Here is an 18,659-nt window from a genome sequence, read left to right as displayed (position 1 = left end):
ACCCATGACCTCGTCCGTGCTCGTCCTCGTCGGCAGCCTCCGCTCCGGCTCGACCAACCGTCAGATCGCGCACACCGCGCTCGAGCTCGCGCCCGAGGGGCTCGAGCTGCGCCTCTACGACGGACTCGCCGACATCCCGTTCTACAACGAGGACATCGACGTCGAGGGCAGCGTCCCCGCCGCCGCGACCGCCTTCCGCGAGGCCGTCGCCGCGGCCGACGCCGTGCTCGTCATCACGCCCGAGCACAACGGCACCATCCCGGCCGTGCTGAAGAACGCGATCGACTGGTCGTCGCGCCCGTTCGGTTCCAGCCCGATCTCGGCCAAGCCGGTCGCCGTCGTCGGGGCCGCGTTCGGACAGTACGGCGGCGTGTGGTCGCACGACGAGGCCCGCAAGGCTCTCGGGATCGCCGGAGCGAACGTGCTCGATGACATCCGGATGTCGGTGCCCGGCTCGATGACGCGCTTCGTCGACGTGCACCCCCGCGAGGACGTGGAGGTCACCACCCAGCTGCGCGCGGTGCTCGCCGACCTCCAGCGCGTGCTGTCCGCCCCGGCGGACTCCTCGGAGGACGCCGCCGCCTGACCCCTCTCCCGATCCGTTACTTTCCGCTAGCCGTGGGCGTCTGCACTAGCGGAAAGTGACGGATCAGGATGGGCGCGCGGGCGCGATCCGACGGGCCGCGAGGGGCGCGCGGGTGCGCGCGCAGGAGGGGCGCGCGAGTGCGCGCGGGCGGCGTCAGGATGCGCGGGCGGGCGTGGGGCAGATGAGCCGCGTGGGCGTGGACGAGTCCTGGTTCCGCTGGATCTCGTGCTGCGCGAGCGCGACGCCGCAGATCGGACACGTCGGGTCGGCCGGCGGCACGTACGGCGCCTCGGGGCGTCCGATGCCCACCTGAGCCGGCCCGGTGAACGTGAAGACGATGCGGTTGAGACGGTTGACGAACCCCGGCTTCCCGTCGAACGGGTTCATGGGGTTGGGCTCTCGCGGCGTCTTCTTTCGTGCCATAACCATTAGTATACTAACGATCATGACGACAGAGGCCACGGCGACCGCATCCGACCTGCTGAAGCTCGACCGCCAGCTCTGCTTCGCCCTTGCGGTCGCCTCCCGCACGGTGATCGGCGCCTACAAGCCGATCCTCGATCCGCTCGGTCTCACGCATCCGCAGTACCTGGTGATGCTCGCCCTGTGGGAGCGCGAGCCGCGCTCCCTGGGCGACCTCGCCGCGGAGCTGCGACTCGAGCCCGCCACGCTGTCACCTCTCGTGAAGCGCCTGGAGGCGGCCGGCCTGGTGACGCGCGAGCGCTCCGCGGAGGATGAGAGGCAGCTCGCCGTGCGGCTCACCGAGGCCGGCCGCGAGCTCCGCGATCGGGCCGAGGAGGTGCCGCCGCAGGTGATCCGCGCCCTCGGGGTCGACGTCGACGAGCTCGTCGAGCTGCAGGCACGGCTCACGTCGATCATCGACCGCATCGCGCCGCTGCCCGGGTAGCCTCGAGAGCGCGGCCCGCCGCTGGGGCATCCCCGGCAGGCCGGCCACGTCGCGTCGCTGCGCGACGCCCCCGCCCGGAGACAGAAGGCCACGACCCGAGTGCAGGCACTGCCCACCCCGATCGACACCACCGCGCTCACCGAGCCGCTCCGGCGTCGAGAGGTCCGTCGCCTCTGGCGCGAGCTCCTCGCCGTGCATCCCGAGGCGAGCGACGTGGGGAACGCCGTGCGCCGCTTCATCCTCGCGGTCCCGACGTTCGGGCTGCCGCTCGGCATCCTGGGGTTCGCGTCGGCGATCCTCTCGGAGCTCTCCGAGGGCGGGAGCGATGTGCTGATGAACGTGCTCGTGATCAGCGTCCTGGGTGGATTGACGCTCGGATGCGGGTTCCTCTGCGCCTGGGTCTGGTTCCGCCTGCGACGACGCCGCCCGCGCAAGCGCGTGCTCGTCAGGCTGATGCGCTTCGCCGCAGCGAACGGGATGGAGTTCCGGCCGGGGCCCAGCGGCGCCCATCGTCGCCTGCCGCTCCGGCGCCGTGGATCTCTCAACGTCCACCGGGTGCTCCGGACGCCCGGCGATCGCGGAGTCGAGTTCGCGAACTACGAGATCATGAACAAGCGGTCGAGCGTCACCACCCCGCAGTTCGGCGGGTACTGCGCCCTCCGACTGCCGACCGCGCTGCCGAACATCCTCCTGCGGTCCGAGGACGGGCCGATCCGTCCCCTCACCCTGTCGGGAGTGCCGCGCGACTCGCAGCGCCTCTCGCTCGAGGGCGACTTCGACCGCTACTTCGAGCTCTACTGTCCGGAGGGCTACGAGCGCGACGCGCTCTACCTCTTCACCCCGGATGTGATGGCGCGCCTGGTCGACACCGTGCGCGGTCTCGACGTGGAGATCGTGGACGACTGGATGCTCCTGCTCAGCGCGCGCGATCTCGTGACGGATCGCGCCGACCGCTGGCTCGCGCTCGCGGCGGCCGTCGATGCCCTCGACGACAGGATCGAGCGCTGGGGACGGTGGCGCGACGAGCGCCTCGCCCGGGGCGAGGTCGTCCCGACACCCGGAGACGACGCTGCGCGAGAGGCCGCCTCCGTCGCGAAGCCCGGGCGCCGGCTCCGGGTGAGCTGGGGGGTCGGCACGATCCTCGTCGTGGCCGCGATGATCGCGGGCGCCGTCGTCCTGGGCATCGCGATCAGCATGCGCTGACGCATCCTGTTTTCGCGCCCTCTTTGACCTTTCGCGTGCCCAATGACCCCGCGAAACGCCAAAGAGGCCGCGAAAACAGGCACTCGGACGGGCTACAGGGCGCGGCCGAGGGACCAGAGGCGGTCGCTGCGGCCGGAGATGGCCTCCGCGAAGGCCAGGGCCTGCGTGTCGGTGAACGACGACACGTAGTCGAGCACGGCCCGGGCGCGCGCCTGCTGTGCGATCGGCGCCGAACCCTGAGGGACGTGGATCGCCCGCTGAGAGTACTGCTCCTCCGCGATCGCGATGAGGTCGCGCAGTCGGCGGGGGACGCGCGAGGCGTCGAGCCGGTCGTCGGTCCACTCCACCAGCGACCGCACGGATCGCTGGAGCACCTCGCTGAGGCCGCGCTGGTAGACCGCGAGATCCGTCCGGCTGAGCACGAAGCGCTTGTGCACGAACTTCAGCACCTCGACCAGGTGCCAGGTCCGCGCATCCAGCGTCACGGGGCCGGCGCGGAGGGTGTCGACCGGGGTGGGCACGATCCCGCTGCCCAGGCGCGTGATCCAGCGGTCGGTGAACTCGGCGGTCGCGTGCTCGGCGGCGAGGGAGGCGTCGAAGGGGCGCGCGAGCAGTCCGTCGACGAGCTCGTCGCGCACCTGGACGACCGAGTCGTAGAAGATGTCGGCGTCGTAGACCCAGCCGTCCTTCCGCCGGATCTTGCGGCGCAGCTTCTCGAGCGCCCCGCCCGGGGGCAGGTCGTCGGCTCCCGCGGCGGTGGTGGAGGGCAGCTCGGCGTCGACGAGCTCGTGGGCGTCCTCGACGAAGGTGTTGAACTCGAGCGCCACCTCGGCGTAGCTCAGGATGCCCGAGCGGTAGAAGTCCTCGAGGTCGTGCACGGAGTACGCGATGTCGTCGGCGATGTCCATGACCGAGGCGGCGAGGGTCTGTCGCAGCGGTTCCGCGCCCACCTCGTCGCGGGCGGCGATCAGGTCGGGCTCGTCGATGACGTAGCAGGAGTACTTCGGCACCTGCCACGCCCCGCCCCGGTGCTGCAGCCCCTTGGGGATCTCGTCGTCGGGCAGCGCCGCCGGATCCTGCGCGATCAGCGGACTCCACGGGTACTTCGCGACGGCGGCGCGGGTCTGACCCGTGAGTCCCAGCCCCCGGTCGACACCGCCGGTGACCGCCAGCGCGGTGAGGATCCGGTAGGTCTGCGCGTTGCCCTCGAACCCGTCCGGCAGTCCGAGCTCGTGCCGTGCCAGGCGGTCGAGCACCCGCTCGCCGAGGTGGCCGAACGGCGGATGCCCGACGTCGTGTGCGCACGACGCGGCCTGCACCACGCGCGACGGCACCGACACGCCGTGCTCGTCCGCGAGCCGGCGCGCGATGCCCTGGGCGATCGCGCTCACCTTCAGCGAGTGCGTCAGCCTGTTGTGCACCGGCGAACCGGGTGACGCGGGGGAGACGACCTGCGTCACGTCCGCCAGGCGGGAGAAGAACGGGGAGAACTGGATGCGCTGCACGTCGCGCAGGAACGCCTCGTCCTCGGTCGCGGTGTCCATCCCCCGAGGCTACGCGGTCCCGCCCGCCCCCGCCGCGCTCCGTGGCCGCTAGCGCGACTCGGCGGTCGATCCCTCGTGGAAGTCGGTCACGCCGGCGGACTCGGCCTCGCGGCGGCGGGCGGCGAACGAGGGCGCGATGAGCGCGGCGAGGATCGCGAGCACGCCGACGCCCGCCGACGCCCAGAACCCGATCGTGAAGGCGTCGTCGGTGGGGGCGCCCTGCGGCGTCAGGTTCGAGGAGATCACCGCGGCGATCACCGCGGTCCCGACGCTGGAGCCGATCGTCCGGATGACGGTGTTGGCGCTAATCGCCTCGCTCGTCTGCGACGCGGGCACGCTCTCGACGATGGCGTTCGAGGTGGACGCGAGGGCCATCCCGATGCCGATGCCGGTCAGGATGCCCGACACCACGATCTGCCAGATCTCGGCGTGGCCGAAGGCGGGGAGCAGGAAGGCGGTGGTCACGGCGACGCCGCCGATCACCATCGGGATCTTGGGCCCTACGCGGCGGATCAGCATGCCGGCCAGGACGCCGGAGACCACCAGGGCGACGACCGTGGGCAGGAGGTAGAGACCCGACTCGCTCACGGTCTTCCCGAATCCGTACCCGAGGACGGTCGGCAGCTGCAGCAGGGTCGGCACCAGGATGAAGGTGCCGAACATCGCGAACCCGAACGCGAGCGCGACGACGTGGGCGGTCCAGACCCCGCGGTGCCGGAACAGTCGCACGTCGATCAGCGGCTCGGCGACCCGGAGCTCGACGATCACGAAGACCACGAGCGCGACCGCGCCGAGGACGAGCAGCCCGACGGTCTTGCCGTCGCCCCAACCCCACTTCTCGCCCTCGCTCACCGCGAGGAGCACGGCGACGAGACCGACGGAGAGGATGATCGTGCCGATCCAGTCGAGCCGGCCCGGGGTGCGCACGGGCGACTCGGGGATGCCGAAGATCGCACCCAGGAGCGCGATCGCGACCAGGATGGCCGGCAGCCAGAACAGCCAGTGCCAGGACAGCGCCTCGACGATCGGGCCGGCCGCGACGATCCCGACGCCCGCGCCGATGCCGAAGATCGCCGAGAGCAGCCCGATGGTGACGCTGACGCGCTCGCGCGGGAGCTCGTCCCGGACGATGCCGATCGACAGCGGCAGCACGGCGCCCGCCGCGCCCTGCAGGATGCGTCCCACGATGAGCATCCCGAGGTTGGGGGCGAGCGCGGCGACGACCGTGCCGACGAGCAGCAGTGCCAGGACGACGATGATGATCCGGCGCTTCCCGACCATGTCTCCGAGGCGTCCGAGGATCGGCGTGAGGACCGCCGCCGACAGGAGGTACGCGGTCAGCACCCAGCTCGCGTCGGAGGTGACCACACCGAGATCGGTGCCGATGGTGCCCAGCGCGGGAGCGACGAGCGACTGCAGCACGGCGAACGAGAGGCCGCCGAGCGAGAGGTAGAGGACGATCGCGGTGCCGCGGGAGCGCCGCACCGGTGCCGCCGGCGTCGAGCCGGTCGTGGGTCCGTGGGTGGTGGCGGACATGGCGCTCCTCGGAAGTAAACAGATGCTGACTTGAAGAGTATGCGCGGGGGAGGGCATGATGTCAACGCGGGTTTACATGGTTCGGAGGCGGCTCGTGGACGACGACGACGTCGAGGTGCGTACAGGACGCGACTCCGCGGCCACACGGCGCTCGCTCGTGCGGGCCGCCCGGCGGCGCTTCGCGACCGACGGCTACCGGGCCACGACCGTGCGGCAGATCGCCGCCGACGCGGGTGTCAACGTGGCCCTGATCAACCGCTACTTCGTGTCGAAGGAGGGGCTGTTCGAGGCCTGCATGCTGCGGACGTCCGACGAGCTCGACATCGACACCCGGACACCGTCGACGACGGTGGACGAGGTCATCACGAAGATGCTCGCCCACGTCGGCACCGGTCCCGACGGCGACGACCCGCTCCAGCTCCTGCTGCTCCTGCGCTCGTCGGGAGACGAGGCCGCCGACGCGGTCCGCCGCCGCATCCTCCTGCAGTACGCGCGTGGCATCGCGACGGTCGCCGGGCGGGATCCCGACGACCCCCGCTCGGAGCCGTTCCTGCTTCGCGCCGAGCTGGCGATCTCGATGCTGCTGGGGATCGTCATGCTCCGCTCGTCGTCGGCGGCCGTCGAGCCGCTCGCTGGCGCGGGGCCGGCCGACCTCGACGGTCCGCTCCGCGCCGCGCTCCGCGCGCTCCTCGCCGACGGCTGAGCCGACGGCGACCCGACGCCGCGGTCGCCGTCAGTCCACGGCGAGGGCCGCGATCGGGGTCACCCGGGTCGCGCGGCGGGCCGGGGTGACGGACGCGAGGAGCGTGAGCACCGTCGCCACGACGGCGGCGCCGACGAGCAGCTGCCAGGGCACGACCGGGGGGATGAGGGTGGGCGGCCTCCCGATCCCGCCGAGCAGCGACTGGGCGCCGGCCCAGCCGTAGACGGTGCCGAGCAGCAGACCGACGATGATCGACGTCACGGCCAGCTGCGCCGCCTCGGCGAGCACCATCGAGCGCACCTCGCGCGCGGTGAACCCGAGTACGCGCAGGAGGCCGAGCTCACGCTGACGCTGCAGCACGCTCAGCGAGAGAGAGTTGACCATCCCCACCGCGGCGATCACGGCCGAGAACCCGATCATCACCAGGAACACCGCCGTGATGGCGTCGAGCACCTGCTCCACGCCGGCGTACGACTCGGGCGACTGCGCCTGGGCGTTCAGCATGATGGTGCGGAAGCTCTCCATGGCCACGACGAACGTCGTCACGAGCGTGACGCCGATGACGAGCCCGATGGTCGAGCGGGCGCTCCGCTCCGGGTTGCGCACGGCGTTCGCGGCCGCGAGACGCGCGGCCGCCGACCGGCCGAGCAGCCGCCCCGCGAGGCGCAGCGCGCCGGGCATGAGCAGCGGCGCCCCCACGACGATGCCCGTGAAGGAGAGGATCCCGCCGGGGAGCGCGATCATGAGCCCCAGCGGCCCGAACAGCAGGCCGACCACGATCCCGAGGGCGAGCAGCCCGCATCCGAGCACCTGCAGCACGATCGTCCCCACGAGTCGTCGCCGTGGTGCGGTGGCGACGGGCGGCTCGACCGCGCCGGAGGTGGCCTCGAGCGGCGTCACGTCGAGCACGCGCCGGGCGCCGACGAACGAGGCCAGCCAGGTGGTGAGGACGACGATCACGAGCGGGAGCAGCAGCTCGGGCCGCGCGAAGTCGTAGGCCAGCGAGGGCATGACGTCCGTCGCCACGGCCACGCCGACCAGGGCGGCGGAGAGCCCGACCCCGACCAGCAGCCCGAGCACCGCGCCGATGGAGCCCGCCGCCAATCCCTCGCGGGCGATCCGTCGCCGCTCGGTCGACGCGGTCGATCCCAGCAGCCGGTGGAGGGCGATCAGGCGGCGGCGCCCGGCGATGAGCGTCGCGACCGTGTTGGCGGTGACGACCGCGGCGACGTAGACCGCGATCGTGAGGAAGGTGCCGGCCACCACGAGGAGCGCCAGTCGCACGGTGCCGAAGTCGCCGAGCGGGCTCGCCTCGACGACGGTGCCGAGCGCCCCCGTCACCTCGAGCAGCAGCGTCCCGAGGCAGGCGCTCAACCCGGCGACGAGCACCGTCGCGCGGTGCTCGAGAAGCGGGGAACGGACCGCGGCGCTCACGCCGCCGTCTCCATCCGCAGCATGATCGACGAGATCTGCTCGGGGCTCGACTGGGGGATGTCGCCGACGATGCGGCCGTCGGCGAGGAACAGCACGCGGTCGGCGAAGCTCGCCGCGATCGGGTCGTGCGTGACCATCGCGATGCTCTGCCCGTATCGCGCGACCGCGGCCGTGAGGAGGGTGAGCACGTCGCGTCCGGTTCGGGAGTCGAGGTTTCCGGTCGGCTCGTCGGCGACGATGAGGTCGGGTCGGGTGGCGAGGGCCCGCGCGATCGCGACGCGCTGCTGCTGTCCGCCCGAGAGCTGATGCGGGCGGTGGCGCAGCCGATCCTGCAGGCCCAGGGTGTCGACGAGGGTGTCGATCCAGAACGTCTCGGAGGCGGTGGGCTTCCGGTTGTCGAGGTCGAAGGGCAGCAGGATGTTCTGCTTCACATCGAGGGTGGGCACCAGGTTGAACGCCTGGAACACGAAGCCCACGCGTCGCCGCCGCAGCACCGTGAGCGCCGTGTCGTCGAGCCCCTCGATCGCCGTGTCGCCGAGCCACGCCTGGCCGCTCGTCGGGGAGTCGAGCCCCGCGAGGATGTGCATGAGCGTCGACTTCCCCGACCCCGAGGGCCCCATCACGGCCGTGAACTCGCCGCGGCGGACTCCGATCGTCACCTCGCGGAGGGCGTCGACGCGGGTGCCGTCGTTGGCGCGGCCGTAGGTCTTGGTGAGGTTCTGCACGCGGGCGACCAGCCCCATGTCGGTCGTGGTGATCTGCATGGGGCTCACGCTACGGATGCGGTCACCCGCCGCGCGTCACCCTCCGGTGCCGAGGCCGCACCTGGCGATGGCACCGCGGTACGACGTCGTCCGGGGAGTCGGCCCGGCCCCGTGCCCGCCGACTCTCGAGGTCACGCCGGGGTGAGGCGGGGGAGCATGTCGGCGACACGCTCCCGGATCTCGCGGACGACGTCGTCGAACGCCGAGTCGGAGTCGGCGCGGACGGGATCGGGGATCGACCAGTGCGCCTGATCGGCGCCGTGCAGGAGCTCGTGCGCCCGGTCGCAGACGGTGACGACGAAGTCGCCGGCCCGACGGACCTCCGCGAAGGCGCGGGGCACCATCTCGCCGACGAGCGGGATGCTCCACCGTCGAGCGGCGCTGACGGCGCGGGGGTTCACCGCCGGGCCGGGATGCGTGCCCGCCGACGCGCACGGGATGTCGCTCTCCTGCGCCCAGACGCCCGCGGCCAGCTGCGACCTCGCGGAGTTCGCCGTGCAGACGAAGAGCACCCGACCGGCCACGGGGATCGGGTCGGCCTCGAGCGTCCGGAACGCCTCGGACCTCAGCCGCACGTAGTTGCGGCGCCCGTCGCCCTCCGACGCGCGCCGGGTGATGATGCCGCGCTCCTCGAGCACGCCGAGATGGAAGGAGACCAGGTTGGACGGCATGTCGAGCTCCGCGCCGATCTCCTTCGGAGCGAGGTCGCTCACGGTGAGGAGGTCGACGATGCGGAGGCGGGCCGGGTCGCTCAGGGCGGCGAAGGCGGCGGCTCGTCGCTCGAGGTCCTCCCTCATCACGCCTCCCCAACAAGATCAATGCTGTTTGACTCAATCGTGGTAGGCAGGGTCGCAGACCGCCGGAACTCACATTGAACTTTAGGCAACCCTAACCTCCGGCGGACCCGACGCGGCCGTGACACGGCCAGGAAGAGAGGGCCCCATGGGCATCGGAACCGGCATCGCGCTGTTCGTCATCGGAGCGATCCTCGCCTTCGCCGTCAACGTCGACCTCGGCGGCTTCGTGAACCTCAGCCTCATCGGCTACATCCTCATGGGCGCGGGCGTCGTGGTGTTCCTCATCAGCCTCGTGCTGATGCTGCGGCGCCGGTCGACCGTCTCGACCTCGCGCACCGCCGTCGACCCCGCCAGCGGGGAGCAGGTCACCCAGCGCCGCACCAGCGACAACGGCGACCCGCTGGTCTGAGCATGTCCGACCTGCTCGAGACGCCTGCCCCGCGCACGGGCGAGCTGCTCGGCGGCAGGTACAGGCTCGTCGGCCAGCTCGGACAGGGCGGCATGGCGCGCGTGTACCGCGCCCGCGACGAGATGCTCGGCCGCGACGTCGCCGTGAAGCTGTTCAACGCCGGAGCAGCCGAGCCGGCCGACCAGGCCCGACGTCTCTCCGAGACGCGCCTGCTCGCCGCGCTCAGCCATCCGTCGCTCGTCACGCTGTTCGACGCCCACGTCGACGGGAGCGATCACGCCTACCTCGTCATGGAGCTGATCGACGGGCCCACGCTGCGTCGGCGACTCGACGAGGAGGGCGCCGTCGACACCCTCGATGTGGCGCGGATGGCCGCCGACCTCGCGGGGGCGCTCGCCGTCGTCCACGCGGCGGGGGTGGTGCACCGCGACATCAAGCCGTCCAACGTCCTGCTGCGGCCCGCCGCGCCCACGGATCCGGCGACCTTCCGCGCGACCCTGACGGACTTCGGCATCGCGTACCTCGTCGACTCCACGCGGGTGACCACCCCCGGCACCCTGATCGGCACGGCGGCCTACCTGGCCCCGGAGCAGGCGCGCGGCGAGTCGCCGGTGCCCGCATCCGACATCTACACGCTCGGCCTGCTGCTGCTCGAGTCGCTCACCGGGCAGCGGCCGTTCGGGGCCGGCACGATGCACGAGACGCTGATGGCGCGCCTGACGAAGCAGCCGGAGATCCCGGGCAACGTCGGCTACGAGTGGAAGTCGCTGCTGACGACGATGACGGCCTTCGACCCGGCCGCCCGCCCGTCGGCGGCGGATGTCGCCCGGCGTGCGGCCGAGATGGCGGAGAGGCCGGCGCAGGACGAGGGCACGGCCGCGACGGCCATCCTCGAGGGCGCGACCCTCCCGCTCGTCTCCGTCACGGCCCTCGACCCCGACGAGCCCACGGTCGCCATGGAGCCGCCGCAGGACCAGCGCGAGGCGCCTCCCGCCTCGCCCAGCCAGGCGGAGGCCCGGCCGCGAGCGGCCGCTCGTGCGGAGCGGATCTTCGTCCGCGACCCTCGGCCCGAGCCGGCCGACACCCTCGAGACGACGGCCACGTTCGCGGGTCCGCGTCGACGCCGGCTGAGCCCGCGGTTCTGGATCCTCGTCGCGATCGCCCTGGTGGTGCTCGCCGTCATCACGACCACCGCGCTCCTCCTTCTCGGCGCGAGTGCCGGCGACTCCGTGCCGCCTCAGCTCCCCCCGGTCGACGAACCACTGGGCTCGCATCTGCAGCAGCTGCTCGAGAGCGTGACGCCATGAGGCGCCGGATGCTCGGGATGGTCCCCGTCGCGCTGGCCGTCGTGATGGTCGCCGGATGCGCCTCCAGCGACGACTCCCTCGATCAGGCGACGGCGGCCACGCTGCAGAGCGCGGTCGTCCAGGTCGCCGATCACGCCTCGGCGGGCGACACGACGGGGGCGCTCGCCTCGCTCGACCAGCTGCAGGCCTCCCTCGACGCGGCCGAGGCCGCGGGGACGATCACCGCCGATCGGGTTCAGATCGTGCAGCAGAACATCGACCTCGTGCGCTCCGACCTGCAGCCCGCGGGGGAGACCACGACGCCCGAGGAGACGACCGCCCCGGAGACGGTCTCCACCGATCCGGCCCCGTCCGAGGAGACCACGCCCGCCGAGGAGACCGCCCCCTCCGACGAGTCGGACGACAAGGGCCCCGGCGGCGACAAGCCGAACAAGGGCCCGGGCAACAACAACGGGAACGGAAACGGGAAAGGGGGCGGACCGGGCAAGAAGTAGGGCCGCAACGCTGCGCTACATCACCGGCCGCGACCGCGTCTGAGCGCGGTGCCGTCCCGCCGAGAGCACACGACGAGACCGGATCGCCTCGAGCTCGGGCCCCGAGAGGCCCCGCTCGACGCGGTCCGGTGTCGTGCTGTCGGCGTCAGGCCTGGGCGGAGGCGCCGTCGGCGGCGCGCTCGGCGAGCGCCTTCTCGTAGTCGGCGCGCACCTGCACCATGTCGAGGCCGCGGGCCTGCTCGATCACGTTGTCGAGCACCGGGCCGGGGAGGGCGCCCGGCTGCGCCATGAGGGGGATGCCGTCGCGGTAGACGACGAGCGTGGGGATGGAGGTGATGCCGTAGGACGCGGCGAGCTGCTGCTGATCCTCGGTGTCGACCTTGGCGAAGGTGATGTCGGAGTTGGCCTCCGACGCCTTCTCGAACACGGGCGCGAACTGGCGACACGGGCCGCACCAGGACGCCCAGAAGTCGATGAGCACGATGCCGTCCTTGACGGTGTCGTCGTGGTTCTCGATGGTCAGGGTGGTGGTTGCCATGTCCTTCTCAACGGCCGCGGCCGCCTGGGAATTCCTGGGCTCCCAGACGGTGTCCAGGCGCATCCGGCGGGCCGCCGGCCCGGGGCATCCGATCAGCTGACGTGCACCTCGGGGCGCCGCTTGCGGTCGACCTCGGCCCGTCGGAGCACCTCGCGCGTGACGGGCGCCACCTCGCCGACGCCGGTGACCAGGTAACGGATCATGTTCGACATGGGGCTGCCCTCCGTCCACTCGAAGTAGATGCTCGGCACGGTCCCCGTCTCGTCGCGGATCGCCAGGAGGATCGCGGCGATCGTGTTGGGCACGTTCCCGCTCGTCACCTGCAGCACGCGGTAGCCGTGGCGGGTGACGCCCCGCACCACCAGCTCCTCCTCGAAGTCGGACGAGTCGGACGGATGCACCTCGAGCAGCATCACCGGGGAGCGCTGCGGGATGCCGCTGTCGCGGCGCTCGTCGTGGACCTTCTGCTTGTAGTCGATCGCCGCGCCCCGGCCGGGTTCGTTCGCGATGATGCGGATGGAGTCGTACTCCTCGGAGTCGGCCGTGACGAAGTCGAGGGCGGGCGCGTCGAGGGTGACCGAGACCGCCCGCAGCTGGAACGACCGGGAGATGCGCGAGACTATCGACACGACGACGATGCCCAGGATGAACAGCGCGGCGATCCGCACGCCGTCGGGTCGCTCGATCACGTTCGCGACCGTCGTGTAGATGAAGACCACCGTGATGACGCCGAAGCCGACCGCCCGCTTGCGCTGCTTCTTGCGCAGGCACGACAGCGTCACGGCGAACGACGCCGACGTGATGAGCACGAGCACGCCGGTGGCGTAGGCGCCGGCCTGCGCATCCACGTTGGCGTCGAACACGAGGGTGATGATCACCGCGATCACGCCGAAGACGATGACGAGCGGACGCACCAGCGCCGCCCAGTGCGGCGCCATCCCGTAGCGCGGAAGGTAGCGCGGCACGAGGTTGAGCAGCCCGGCGAGCGCGGAGGCGCCGGCGAACCAGAGGATGAGGATGGTGCTGATGTCGTAGGCCGTGCCGAACCAGTCGCCGAGGAACAGGTGCGCGAGGTAGGCCAGCGCCCGGCCGTTGGCGGGTCCGCCGGCCTGGAACGCCTCCTGCGGGATCAGCAGCGTTGTCGTGAGGCTCGAGGTGATGAGGAAGCAGCTCATGATGATCGCGGCCGTGGTCAGCAGGCGCTGGGCCCCGCGGATGCGACCGAGCGGGTACGACGGCGGCAGCGGCATGCCGCCCTTGGCCGCCGTCAGCGCCGAGGCCGCCCTGGCCGAGACCTTCGTGTTCGTGATCTGCGGCATGACGGCGACGCCCGTCTCGAAGCCGGAGAGGCCGAGCGCGAGCTTCGGGAAGGCGATCAGAGCGATCGCGACGATCATCAGCGGATCGCCGTTCTGGCGCGTGAGCGCTCCCCACCAGTCGCCGATCACCACCGGGTTCTCGAAGACGTGGAGGATCGACACGAGCACGACCACCACGTTGAGCGCCAGGTAGACGCCGACCAGCGCGACGGCGATGCCGATGGCCTCGCGGAACCCCTTGAGGAACACCGCCGCGAGCACGCCGACGAGCACGAGCGTGATCACGACGTTCTGGCCCTCGAACCAGCTCGGCGCGAAGGGGTTCTCGATCGCGTGCGCGGCCGCATCCGCCGCCGAGAGGGTGATCGTGATCATGAAGTCGGTGGCGGCGAACCCCAGCAGCACCAGGACGAGCAGCTTGCCGCCCCACCAGGGGAGCAGCCGCTCGAGCATCGCGATCGAGCCCTCACCGCGGTAGCTCTCGCGCGCCACCCGCCGGTACACCGGGAGTGCGCCGAAGAGGGTGATCGCGACCAGCAGGAGGGTAGCCAGAGGGCTGACGAGCCCCGCGGCGAGGGCCGCGATGGCGGGCTGGTAGCCGAGGGTGGAGAAGTAGTCGACGCCGGTGAGGCACATGACGCGCCACCAGGAGTGCGTCTTCTCGCGCAGGGTCGCCCCCGGGCCCGGATGCGCACCCGACTGCTCCGTTCCGCCCTGGACCCAGCGGGCGAACGCGCCGGGCGGCTTGTCGCCGTCAGGGCGTGGGACGTCGATGACCGCGCCGCCCGGCAGCGGCTGAGGTTCGTCGGGGTGCTGCTCGGCGGCGTCGACGGCCGCCTCGGCGGCGGTCGCGCGGGGGTCGCCGCCGGCGGTGGCGTCAGCGTCGCGGTCGGCCGCGGGCGTCGTGTCGGTCACGAGGGAAAGTCTGTCCCATCCCCGTGACTTCCGCGTGCCTCCCGGCGATCCGCGGCGCAGATCCGTCCCTCGTGGTGGCCGGCCCACCAGAGCGTCGGACTCGGCGGTGGCGGGTCGCAGCCCTGCCTCGCTATCCTCGCGACATGATCGAGGACGCTCAGCCGCCCCAGGTGCGTGTGGCCATACGCGCGAACCGCCCCCTGCTGGTGCTCTACCTGCTCGGAGCCATCGGAACGCCGCTCGGCATCATCCTGAGCTCGGTGAGCAACTCGATCGTGAGCGCGGCCTACGCGGCACCCCTCGCGGACGGGATCACGCTGGGAGCCGCGTCCTTCCTCTCGGTGATCGCCGGACCGCTCGCTCAGCTGGGGCTGCTGGCGCTGGTCGCGGCCATCGCGGTGCACGCCGTGCTCTGGCACACGGTGCAGCGCGACGAGAGGTCGCGCCGGATCATCGGCTGACCCTCACCCGCAGCGCGGGGATCACCAGAACATCGGGCGGTCGTCGTCGTCCTCGGGGGAGGGGGTCGCGATGTCGAGGTCGACCACGACGGGGACGTGGTCGCTGGGGGCGTCGCCCTTGCGTTCGTTGCGCTCGATCCGCGCATCCTTCACCAGCTCGGCGAACGGCTGCGAGCCCATGATGAAGTCGATCCGCATGCCCTCGTTGCGCGGGAAGCGCAGCTGCTTGTAGTCCCAGTAGGTGTAGCCCGTGGGGACGATGGGGCGCACGACGTCGGTGAGCCCGATCCGCTCGAAGGCGGCGAACGCGGCGCGCTCGGGGGCGGAGACGTGGGTGGCGCCCTCGAAGACGTCGAGGTCCCAGACGTCGGAGTCGAGGGGGGCGATGTTCCAGTCGCCCATCAGCGCGAGCGGCTGGTCGGGGTTCTCGCCGAGCCACTGCTCGGTCTGCTTCGCCAGCTCGTCGAGCCACTGCAGCTTGTAGGCGTAGTGCGGATCCTCGACCGCCCGGCCGTTGGGCACGTAGAGGCTCCAGAGGCGCACCTCGTTGACCGTGACGCCGAGCGCACGGGCCTCGAGCGGGAGCATCCCGTCGTCGCCGGGCTTGCCGAACCCGGGCATGCCGGTGAACGTCGTCGCGGGCTCCGTCATCGGGAGGCGGCTGGCGAACGCGACGCCGTTCCACTGGTTGAGGCCGTGCAGCACGACCTCGTAGCCCGCGTCGTGGAACGCGTCCATCGGGAACTGCGACTCCTTGCACTTGATCTCCTGCATGGCGAGGACGTCGACGTCGGCCTTCACCAGCCAGTCGACCACACGGCCCACTCGGGCGCGGATGGAGTTCACGTTCCAGGTCGCAACACGCATGTCCCTCACGCTACCGGCTGCATCCGACCCCCGGATGCGCGCATCGAGGGTGTGCGGATCCGGCGGACAGGGCCAGGCTGGGACGCATGATCGCTTTGGCCGTAGTCCTCTTCGTCGTCGGTATCGTGCTCCTCCTGCTCGGGCTGTTCGTGAAGGCCGCCGAGTTCCTGCTCTGGATCGGCCTCGTGATCCTCATCCTGGCCATCATCGCCGCACTGCTCCGCTTCATCCGCCGAGGTACGCGCGCCTGAACCCGCGCTCTCGGCGCGCCGCTCAGGGCGGGCAGCCGTAGGGTGAGGGCATGACGACCATCGGAGTGACCGGGGCGACGGGTGGCGTGGGCGGGCGCCTGGCCAGACGGCTTGCGGACGCCGGCCTCGAGCAGCGCCTGATCGTGCGGGACGAGGCGCGGGCTCCGCGACTGCGTCTGGCCGAGGTGCGCGTCGCCGAGTATCGCGACGTCGACGCCGCCATCCGGGCGCTGGACGGCGTCGACGTCCTCCTGATGGTGTCGGCGGCCGAGAGCGCCGACCGACTCGAGGAGCACCGCGCGTTCGTGTCGGCCGCGGAGGCCGCGGGCGTGCGGCACGTCGTCTACACGTCGTTCTACGCCGCTGCTCCTGACTCCGTCTTCACGCTCGGTCGCGACCACTGGGCCACCGAGGGGTTCCTGCGCGACGCCGGATTCGCCACGACGTTCCTCCGCGACAACCTCTACACCGACTTCCTCCCGCTGCTCGCGGGGGACGACGGGGTGGTCCGCGGCCCGGCGGGCGACGGTCGGCTGTCCTCCGTCACGCGCGACGACGTCGCGGCGATGGCCTTCGCCGCGGTCACCCACCCGGATGCGCACGCCGGTGCGGTCTACGACCTCACCGGTCCGGAGTCGCTCTCGCTCGGCGAGGCCACGCAGATCATCTCCGAGGTCACCGGGCGCCGGCTGCGCTACGAGAACGAGACCCTCGACGAGGCGTACGCGAGCCGGGCGCACTACGGGGCTCCGGACTGGCAGGTGGAGGCCTGGGTCAGCACCTACACCGCGATCGCCAGCGGCGAGCTCGCCCCGGTGTCCGACGACATCCCGCGCATCCTGGGGCGGCCCGCGCAGTCGCTGCGCCAGTTCCTCGAGGGTCAGGCGCCGCACGCCTGAGGGGCTGCGCGCCTGAGGGGCTGCGCCGCTGAGCGCGCCTCTCAGGCGCGGCGTCCCGGAGCGCTGCGCCCGCATCCCGCGTCAGGAGGACACGTCGTTCTCGATGTCCTCCGCGAGGTCGTCGACCACCTCGGGCCGCAGGTGCACACCGACCTCGTCGAGTCGCTCCTCGAGGACGTGGCTGACATCGTCCTCGATCCGCCCCTGGCGGATGTCGTCGCGGACCTCGTCGGTGACGTCCTCGATGGTGTCCTGATCGGCCGCTCCCCCGCCGTCCCCTGTGCCGACGTCGGCCGGGTCCACGACACCGGCATCCGCCCCGTCGACTCCTGCTCCGGTGTCGAGGGCGTCCGCCTCGAGTTCGCTGTCGGCCGCCTGACGGGCGGCGAGGCCGCGGTCCATGTCATCGCTCATGCCGCCATCCTGCGACCGCCTGCGGACGTCGCCAACCCCCTGGCGATCCTGCGGACGGAGGGCCTCGGTACACTGGCGGGGTGACCGAGGCGCGCGACAGACTGATCGACCACATCCGCGACGAGGCCGTGTTCCACGGCGACTTCACGTTGACGAGCGGCAAGAAGGCCACCTACTACGTCGACCTCCGCAAGGTCAGCCTCGACCACCGTGTCGCCCCGCTCATCGGTCAGGTCATGCTCGACCTCATCGCCGATGTGCCCGATGTGGCCGCGGTCGGCGGGCTCACCATGGGCGCCGACCCGATCGGCGCCGCCGTGCTCCACCAGGGCGCCGCGCGCGGACTTGCCTACGACGCCTTCGTGGTGCGGAAGGAGCCGAAGGACCACGGCCGCGGGAAGCAGGTCGAGGGCCCCGATCTCGCGGGCAAGCGCGTGATCGTGCTCGAGGACACCTCCACCACGGGCGGATCGCCGCTGAAGGCGATCGAGGCGCTCGAGAAGGTCGGCGCGATCATCGCCGGTGTCGCCGTCGTGGTCGATCGGAACACCGGGGCGGGCGACGTCATCCGCGAGGCCGGATACGAGTACCGGTACGCGATCGGCCTCGGCGACCTCGGCCTGGAGTGACATGACGGGCGCGGCCGACGGCTCCGCCGCTCCGCCGCCGTCGGGCGGACCCCGCTGGACCACGTGGGTGCTCGGCGTGAGCGTCGGGGTCATCGTCGTGGGCGGCATCGTCCTGCTGTTCCTCCTCGGCACCCGGGTGTCCGGAGGGGGTCCTGGAACGGCCCCGGAGGCGGCTCCGGTGCCCACCGTGACCGTGACCGTGACCGCGACCCCGTCTGCGGCGCCGGTCGCGCCCCAGCCGACGGCCCCGGCGGCGCCCGGACCGCATCCGTGGACCGACCTCGCCGGCGGCGAGTGCCTCGACCCCTTCACGTCGCCCTGGGCGGAGGAGCTCACCGTGGTCGACTGCGCCCAGCCGCACGCCGCCCAACTGGTGGGTCGGCCGGTGATCTCGTCCGACCCCGCCGCGCCCTATCCCGGCGAGGCGGCCATCACCGCGGGCCTCAACCTCGCGTGCACCGCGCCCGAGGTGCTCTCCCTCGACGCCGCGGCCGCGTATCCCGACCTCGCGTGGCAGGCGTCCTACCCGGTCACGGACGAGCAGTGGGCCGCGGGTCAGCGCACCGCGTCGTGCTTCGTGACACGCACGTCGGGCGAGCCGATCACCGGCTCGCTCAGCGCCGCGGGATGAGGACCGGAGCGTCGCACGGCGGCAGATCCCCGGCGTTCGCCGCCGTCGGTG

At 71.9% G+C, this 18,659-nt stretch carries 22 protein-coding genes; 12 read left to right on the top strand and 10 right to left on the bottom strand.

Annotated elements, in window-relative coordinates:
• Window positions 1–4 precede the first annotated feature (4 nt).
• Entirely contained in the window at window positions 5–586 is a 582-nt protein-coding gene (locus IEX69_RS09710) for an NAD(P)H-dependent oxidoreductase (RefSeq protein ID WP_085020803.1), read from the top strand.
• Between the two features lie 153 nt (window positions 587–739).
• Here IEX69_RS09710 and IEX69_RS09705 read toward each other — a convergent pair whose 3' ends face one another.
• Window positions 740–1,009, bottom strand: a complete 270-nt coding sequence (locus IEX69_RS09705; protein ID WP_085020802.1) for a hypothetical protein — start codon at window positions 1,007–1,009, stop codon at window positions 740–742.
• Between the two features lie 22 nt (window positions 1,010–1,031).
• On the opposite strand from IEX69_RS09705, the gene IEX69_RS09700 reads away from it, so the two are divergent.
• Window positions 1,032–1,493 (top strand): MarR family winged helix-turn-helix transcriptional regulator, encoded by a 462-nt coding sequence (locus IEX69_RS09700; RefSeq protein ID WP_085020801.1) that lies wholly within the window; start codon window positions 1,032–1,034, stop codon window positions 1,491–1,493.
• A gap of 99 nt (window positions 1,494–1,592) precedes the next feature.
• Window positions 1,593–2,696: a hypothetical protein gene (locus IEX69_RS09695; protein ID WP_085020800.1), complete on the top strand. Its 1,104-nt coding sequence runs from the start codon at window positions 1,593–1,595 to the stop codon at window positions 2,694–2,696.
• Window positions 2,697–2,788: 92 nt separating this feature from the next.
• Here IEX69_RS09695 and IEX69_RS09690 read toward each other — a convergent pair whose 3' ends face one another.
• Together IEX69_RS09690 and IEX69_RS09685 are read right to left on the bottom strand one after the other, a co-directional pair.
• Entirely contained in the window at window positions 2,789–4,240 is a 1,452-nt protein-coding gene (locus IEX69_RS09690; protein ID WP_085020799.1) for a deoxyguanosinetriphosphate triphosphohydrolase family protein, read from the bottom strand.
• A 48-nt stretch (window positions 4,241–4,288) separates the two neighbouring features.
• Complete coding sequence (locus IEX69_RS09685) at window positions 4,289–5,776, bottom strand: MFS transporter (RefSeq protein WP_085020798.1); 1,488 nt, start codon at window positions 5,774–5,776, stop codon at window positions 4,289–4,291.
• Window positions 5,777–5,870: 94 nt separating this feature from the next.
• On the opposite strand from IEX69_RS09685, the gene IEX69_RS09680 reads away from it, so the two are divergent.
• Entirely contained in the window at window positions 5,871–6,479 is a 609-nt protein-coding gene (locus IEX69_RS09680; RefSeq protein ID WP_217348632.1) for a TetR/AcrR family transcriptional regulator, read from the top strand.
• Between the two features lie 30 nt (window positions 6,480–6,509).
• Here the strand turns inward: IEX69_RS09680 and IEX69_RS09675 are convergent, their stop codons facing one another.
• The 3 genes from IEX69_RS09675 to IEX69_RS09665 form a co-directional block, all read right to left on the bottom strand.
• Window positions 6,510–7,913 carry an ABC transporter permease gene (locus IEX69_RS09675; protein ID WP_085020796.1) on the bottom strand — a complete coding sequence of 468 codons (1,404 nt, stop codon included), beginning with the start codon at window positions 7,911–7,913 and terminating at the stop codon, window positions 6,510–6,512.
• Window positions 7,910–8,677 carry an ABC transporter ATP-binding protein gene (locus tag IEX69_RS09670; protein ID WP_085020795.1) on the bottom strand — a complete coding sequence of 256 codons (768 nt, stop codon included), beginning with the start codon at window positions 8,675–8,677 and terminating at the stop codon, window positions 7,910–7,912. The genes IEX69_RS09675 and IEX69_RS09670 overlap by 4 nt, the downstream gene beginning before the upstream one ends.
• A 131-nt stretch (window positions 8,678–8,808) precedes the next feature.
• A complete protein-coding gene (locus IEX69_RS09665) occupies window positions 8,809–9,474 on the bottom strand; it encodes an arsenate reductase/protein-tyrosine-phosphatase family protein (RefSeq protein ID WP_085020794.1) in 666 nt (221 codons plus the stop codon).
• A gap of 145 nt (window positions 9,475–9,619) precedes the next feature.
• Here IEX69_RS09665 and IEX69_RS09660 point away from each other — a divergent pair, with 145 nt between their 5' ends.
• From IEX69_RS09660 to IEX69_RS09650, 3 genes are read left to right on the top strand one after another with little or no spacing between them, the layout of a single operon-like run.
• Window positions 9,620–9,883 carry a DUF6458 family protein gene (locus tag IEX69_RS09660; RefSeq protein ID WP_085020793.1) on the top strand — a complete coding sequence of 88 codons (264 nt, stop codon included), beginning with the start codon at window positions 9,620–9,622 and terminating at the stop codon, window positions 9,881–9,883.
• A 2-nt stretch (window positions 9,884–9,885) separates the two neighbouring features.
• On the top strand, window positions 9,886–11,190 hold the full coding sequence (locus IEX69_RS09655; protein WP_085020792.1) for a serine/threonine-protein kinase: 1,305 nt from the start codon (window positions 9,886–9,888) through the stop codon (window positions 11,188–11,190).
• Complete coding sequence (locus IEX69_RS09650; RefSeq protein ID WP_157127295.1) at window positions 11,187–11,684, top strand: hypothetical protein; 498 nt, start codon at window positions 11,187–11,189, stop codon at window positions 11,682–11,684. Before IEX69_RS09655 ends, IEX69_RS09650 begins: the two co-directional genes overlap by 4 nt.
• Window positions 11,685–11,829: 145 nt before the next feature.
• On the opposite strand, the gene trxA is transcribed toward IEX69_RS09650, so the two are convergent.
• Together trxA and IEX69_RS09640 are read right to left on the bottom strand one after the other, a co-directional pair.
• Complete coding sequence (gene trxA / locus IEX69_RS09645; RefSeq protein WP_085020790.1) at window positions 11,830–12,285, bottom strand: thioredoxin; 456 nt, start codon at window positions 12,283–12,285, stop codon at window positions 11,830–11,832.
• A 29-nt stretch (window positions 12,286–12,314) separates the two neighbouring features.
• Window positions 12,315–14,177, bottom strand: coding sequence for an APC family permease (locus IEX69_RS09640; RefSeq protein ID WP_217348718.1), 1,863 nt, complete (start codon window positions 14,175–14,177; stop codon window positions 12,315–12,317).
• A gap of 422 nt (window positions 14,178–14,599) precedes the next feature.
• On the opposite strand from IEX69_RS09640, the gene IEX69_RS09635 reads away from it, so the two are divergent.
• Entirely contained in the window at window positions 14,600–14,917 is a 318-nt protein-coding gene (locus tag IEX69_RS09635) for a hypothetical protein (protein ID WP_085020789.1), read from the top strand.
• Window positions 14,918–14,938: 21 nt separating this feature from the next.
• Here the strand turns inward: IEX69_RS09635 and IEX69_RS09630 are convergent, their stop codons facing one another.
• Complete coding sequence (locus IEX69_RS09630; protein ID WP_085020788.1) at window positions 14,939–15,784, bottom strand: exodeoxyribonuclease III; 846 nt, start codon at window positions 15,782–15,784, stop codon at window positions 14,939–14,941.
• 86 nt (window positions 15,785–15,870) lie between these two features.
• On the opposite strand from IEX69_RS09630, the gene IEX69_RS09625 reads away from it, so the two are divergent.
• Window positions 15,871–16,035: a hypothetical protein gene (locus IEX69_RS09625; protein ID WP_157127294.1), complete on the top strand. Its 165-nt coding sequence runs from the start codon at window positions 15,871–15,873 to the stop codon at window positions 16,033–16,035.
• 50 nt (window positions 16,036–16,085) lie between these two features.
• Window positions 16,086–16,934 carry an SDR family oxidoreductase gene (locus tag IEX69_RS09620; RefSeq protein WP_085020787.1) on the top strand — a complete coding sequence of 283 codons (849 nt, stop codon included), beginning with the start codon at window positions 16,086–16,088 and terminating at the stop codon, window positions 16,932–16,934.
• 81 nt (window positions 16,935–17,015) lie between these two features.
• On the opposite strand, the gene IEX69_RS09615 is transcribed toward IEX69_RS09620, so the two are convergent.
• Window positions 17,016–17,348 (bottom strand): hypothetical protein, encoded by a 333-nt coding sequence (locus tag IEX69_RS09615; protein ID WP_229756294.1) that lies wholly within the window; start codon window positions 17,346–17,348, stop codon window positions 17,016–17,018.
• 80 nt (window positions 17,349–17,428) lie between these two features.
• Between IEX69_RS09615 and pyrE the strand changes: the two genes are divergently transcribed.
• Together pyrE and IEX69_RS09605 are read left to right on the top strand one after the other, a co-directional pair.
• Entirely contained in the window at window positions 17,429–17,977 is a 549-nt protein-coding gene (gene pyrE / locus IEX69_RS09610; protein WP_085020786.1) for an orotate phosphoribosyltransferase, read from the top strand.
• A gap of 1 nt (window position 17,978) precedes the next feature.
• On the top strand, window positions 17,979–18,608 hold the full coding sequence (locus IEX69_RS09605; protein WP_085020785.1) for a septum formation family protein: 630 nt from the start codon (window positions 17,979–17,981) through the stop codon (window positions 18,606–18,608).
• Window positions 18,609–18,659 lie beyond the last annotated feature (51 nt).

Source organism: Cnuibacter physcomitrellae, from assembly GCF_014640535.1.
Classification (GTDB): domain Bacteria; phylum Actinomycetota; class Actinomycetes; order Actinomycetales; family Microbacteriaceae; genus Cnuibacter; species Cnuibacter physcomitrellae.
Note: the sequence above shows the minus strand (reverse complement) of the source record. Positions and strands in the feature narration are given on the sequence as shown.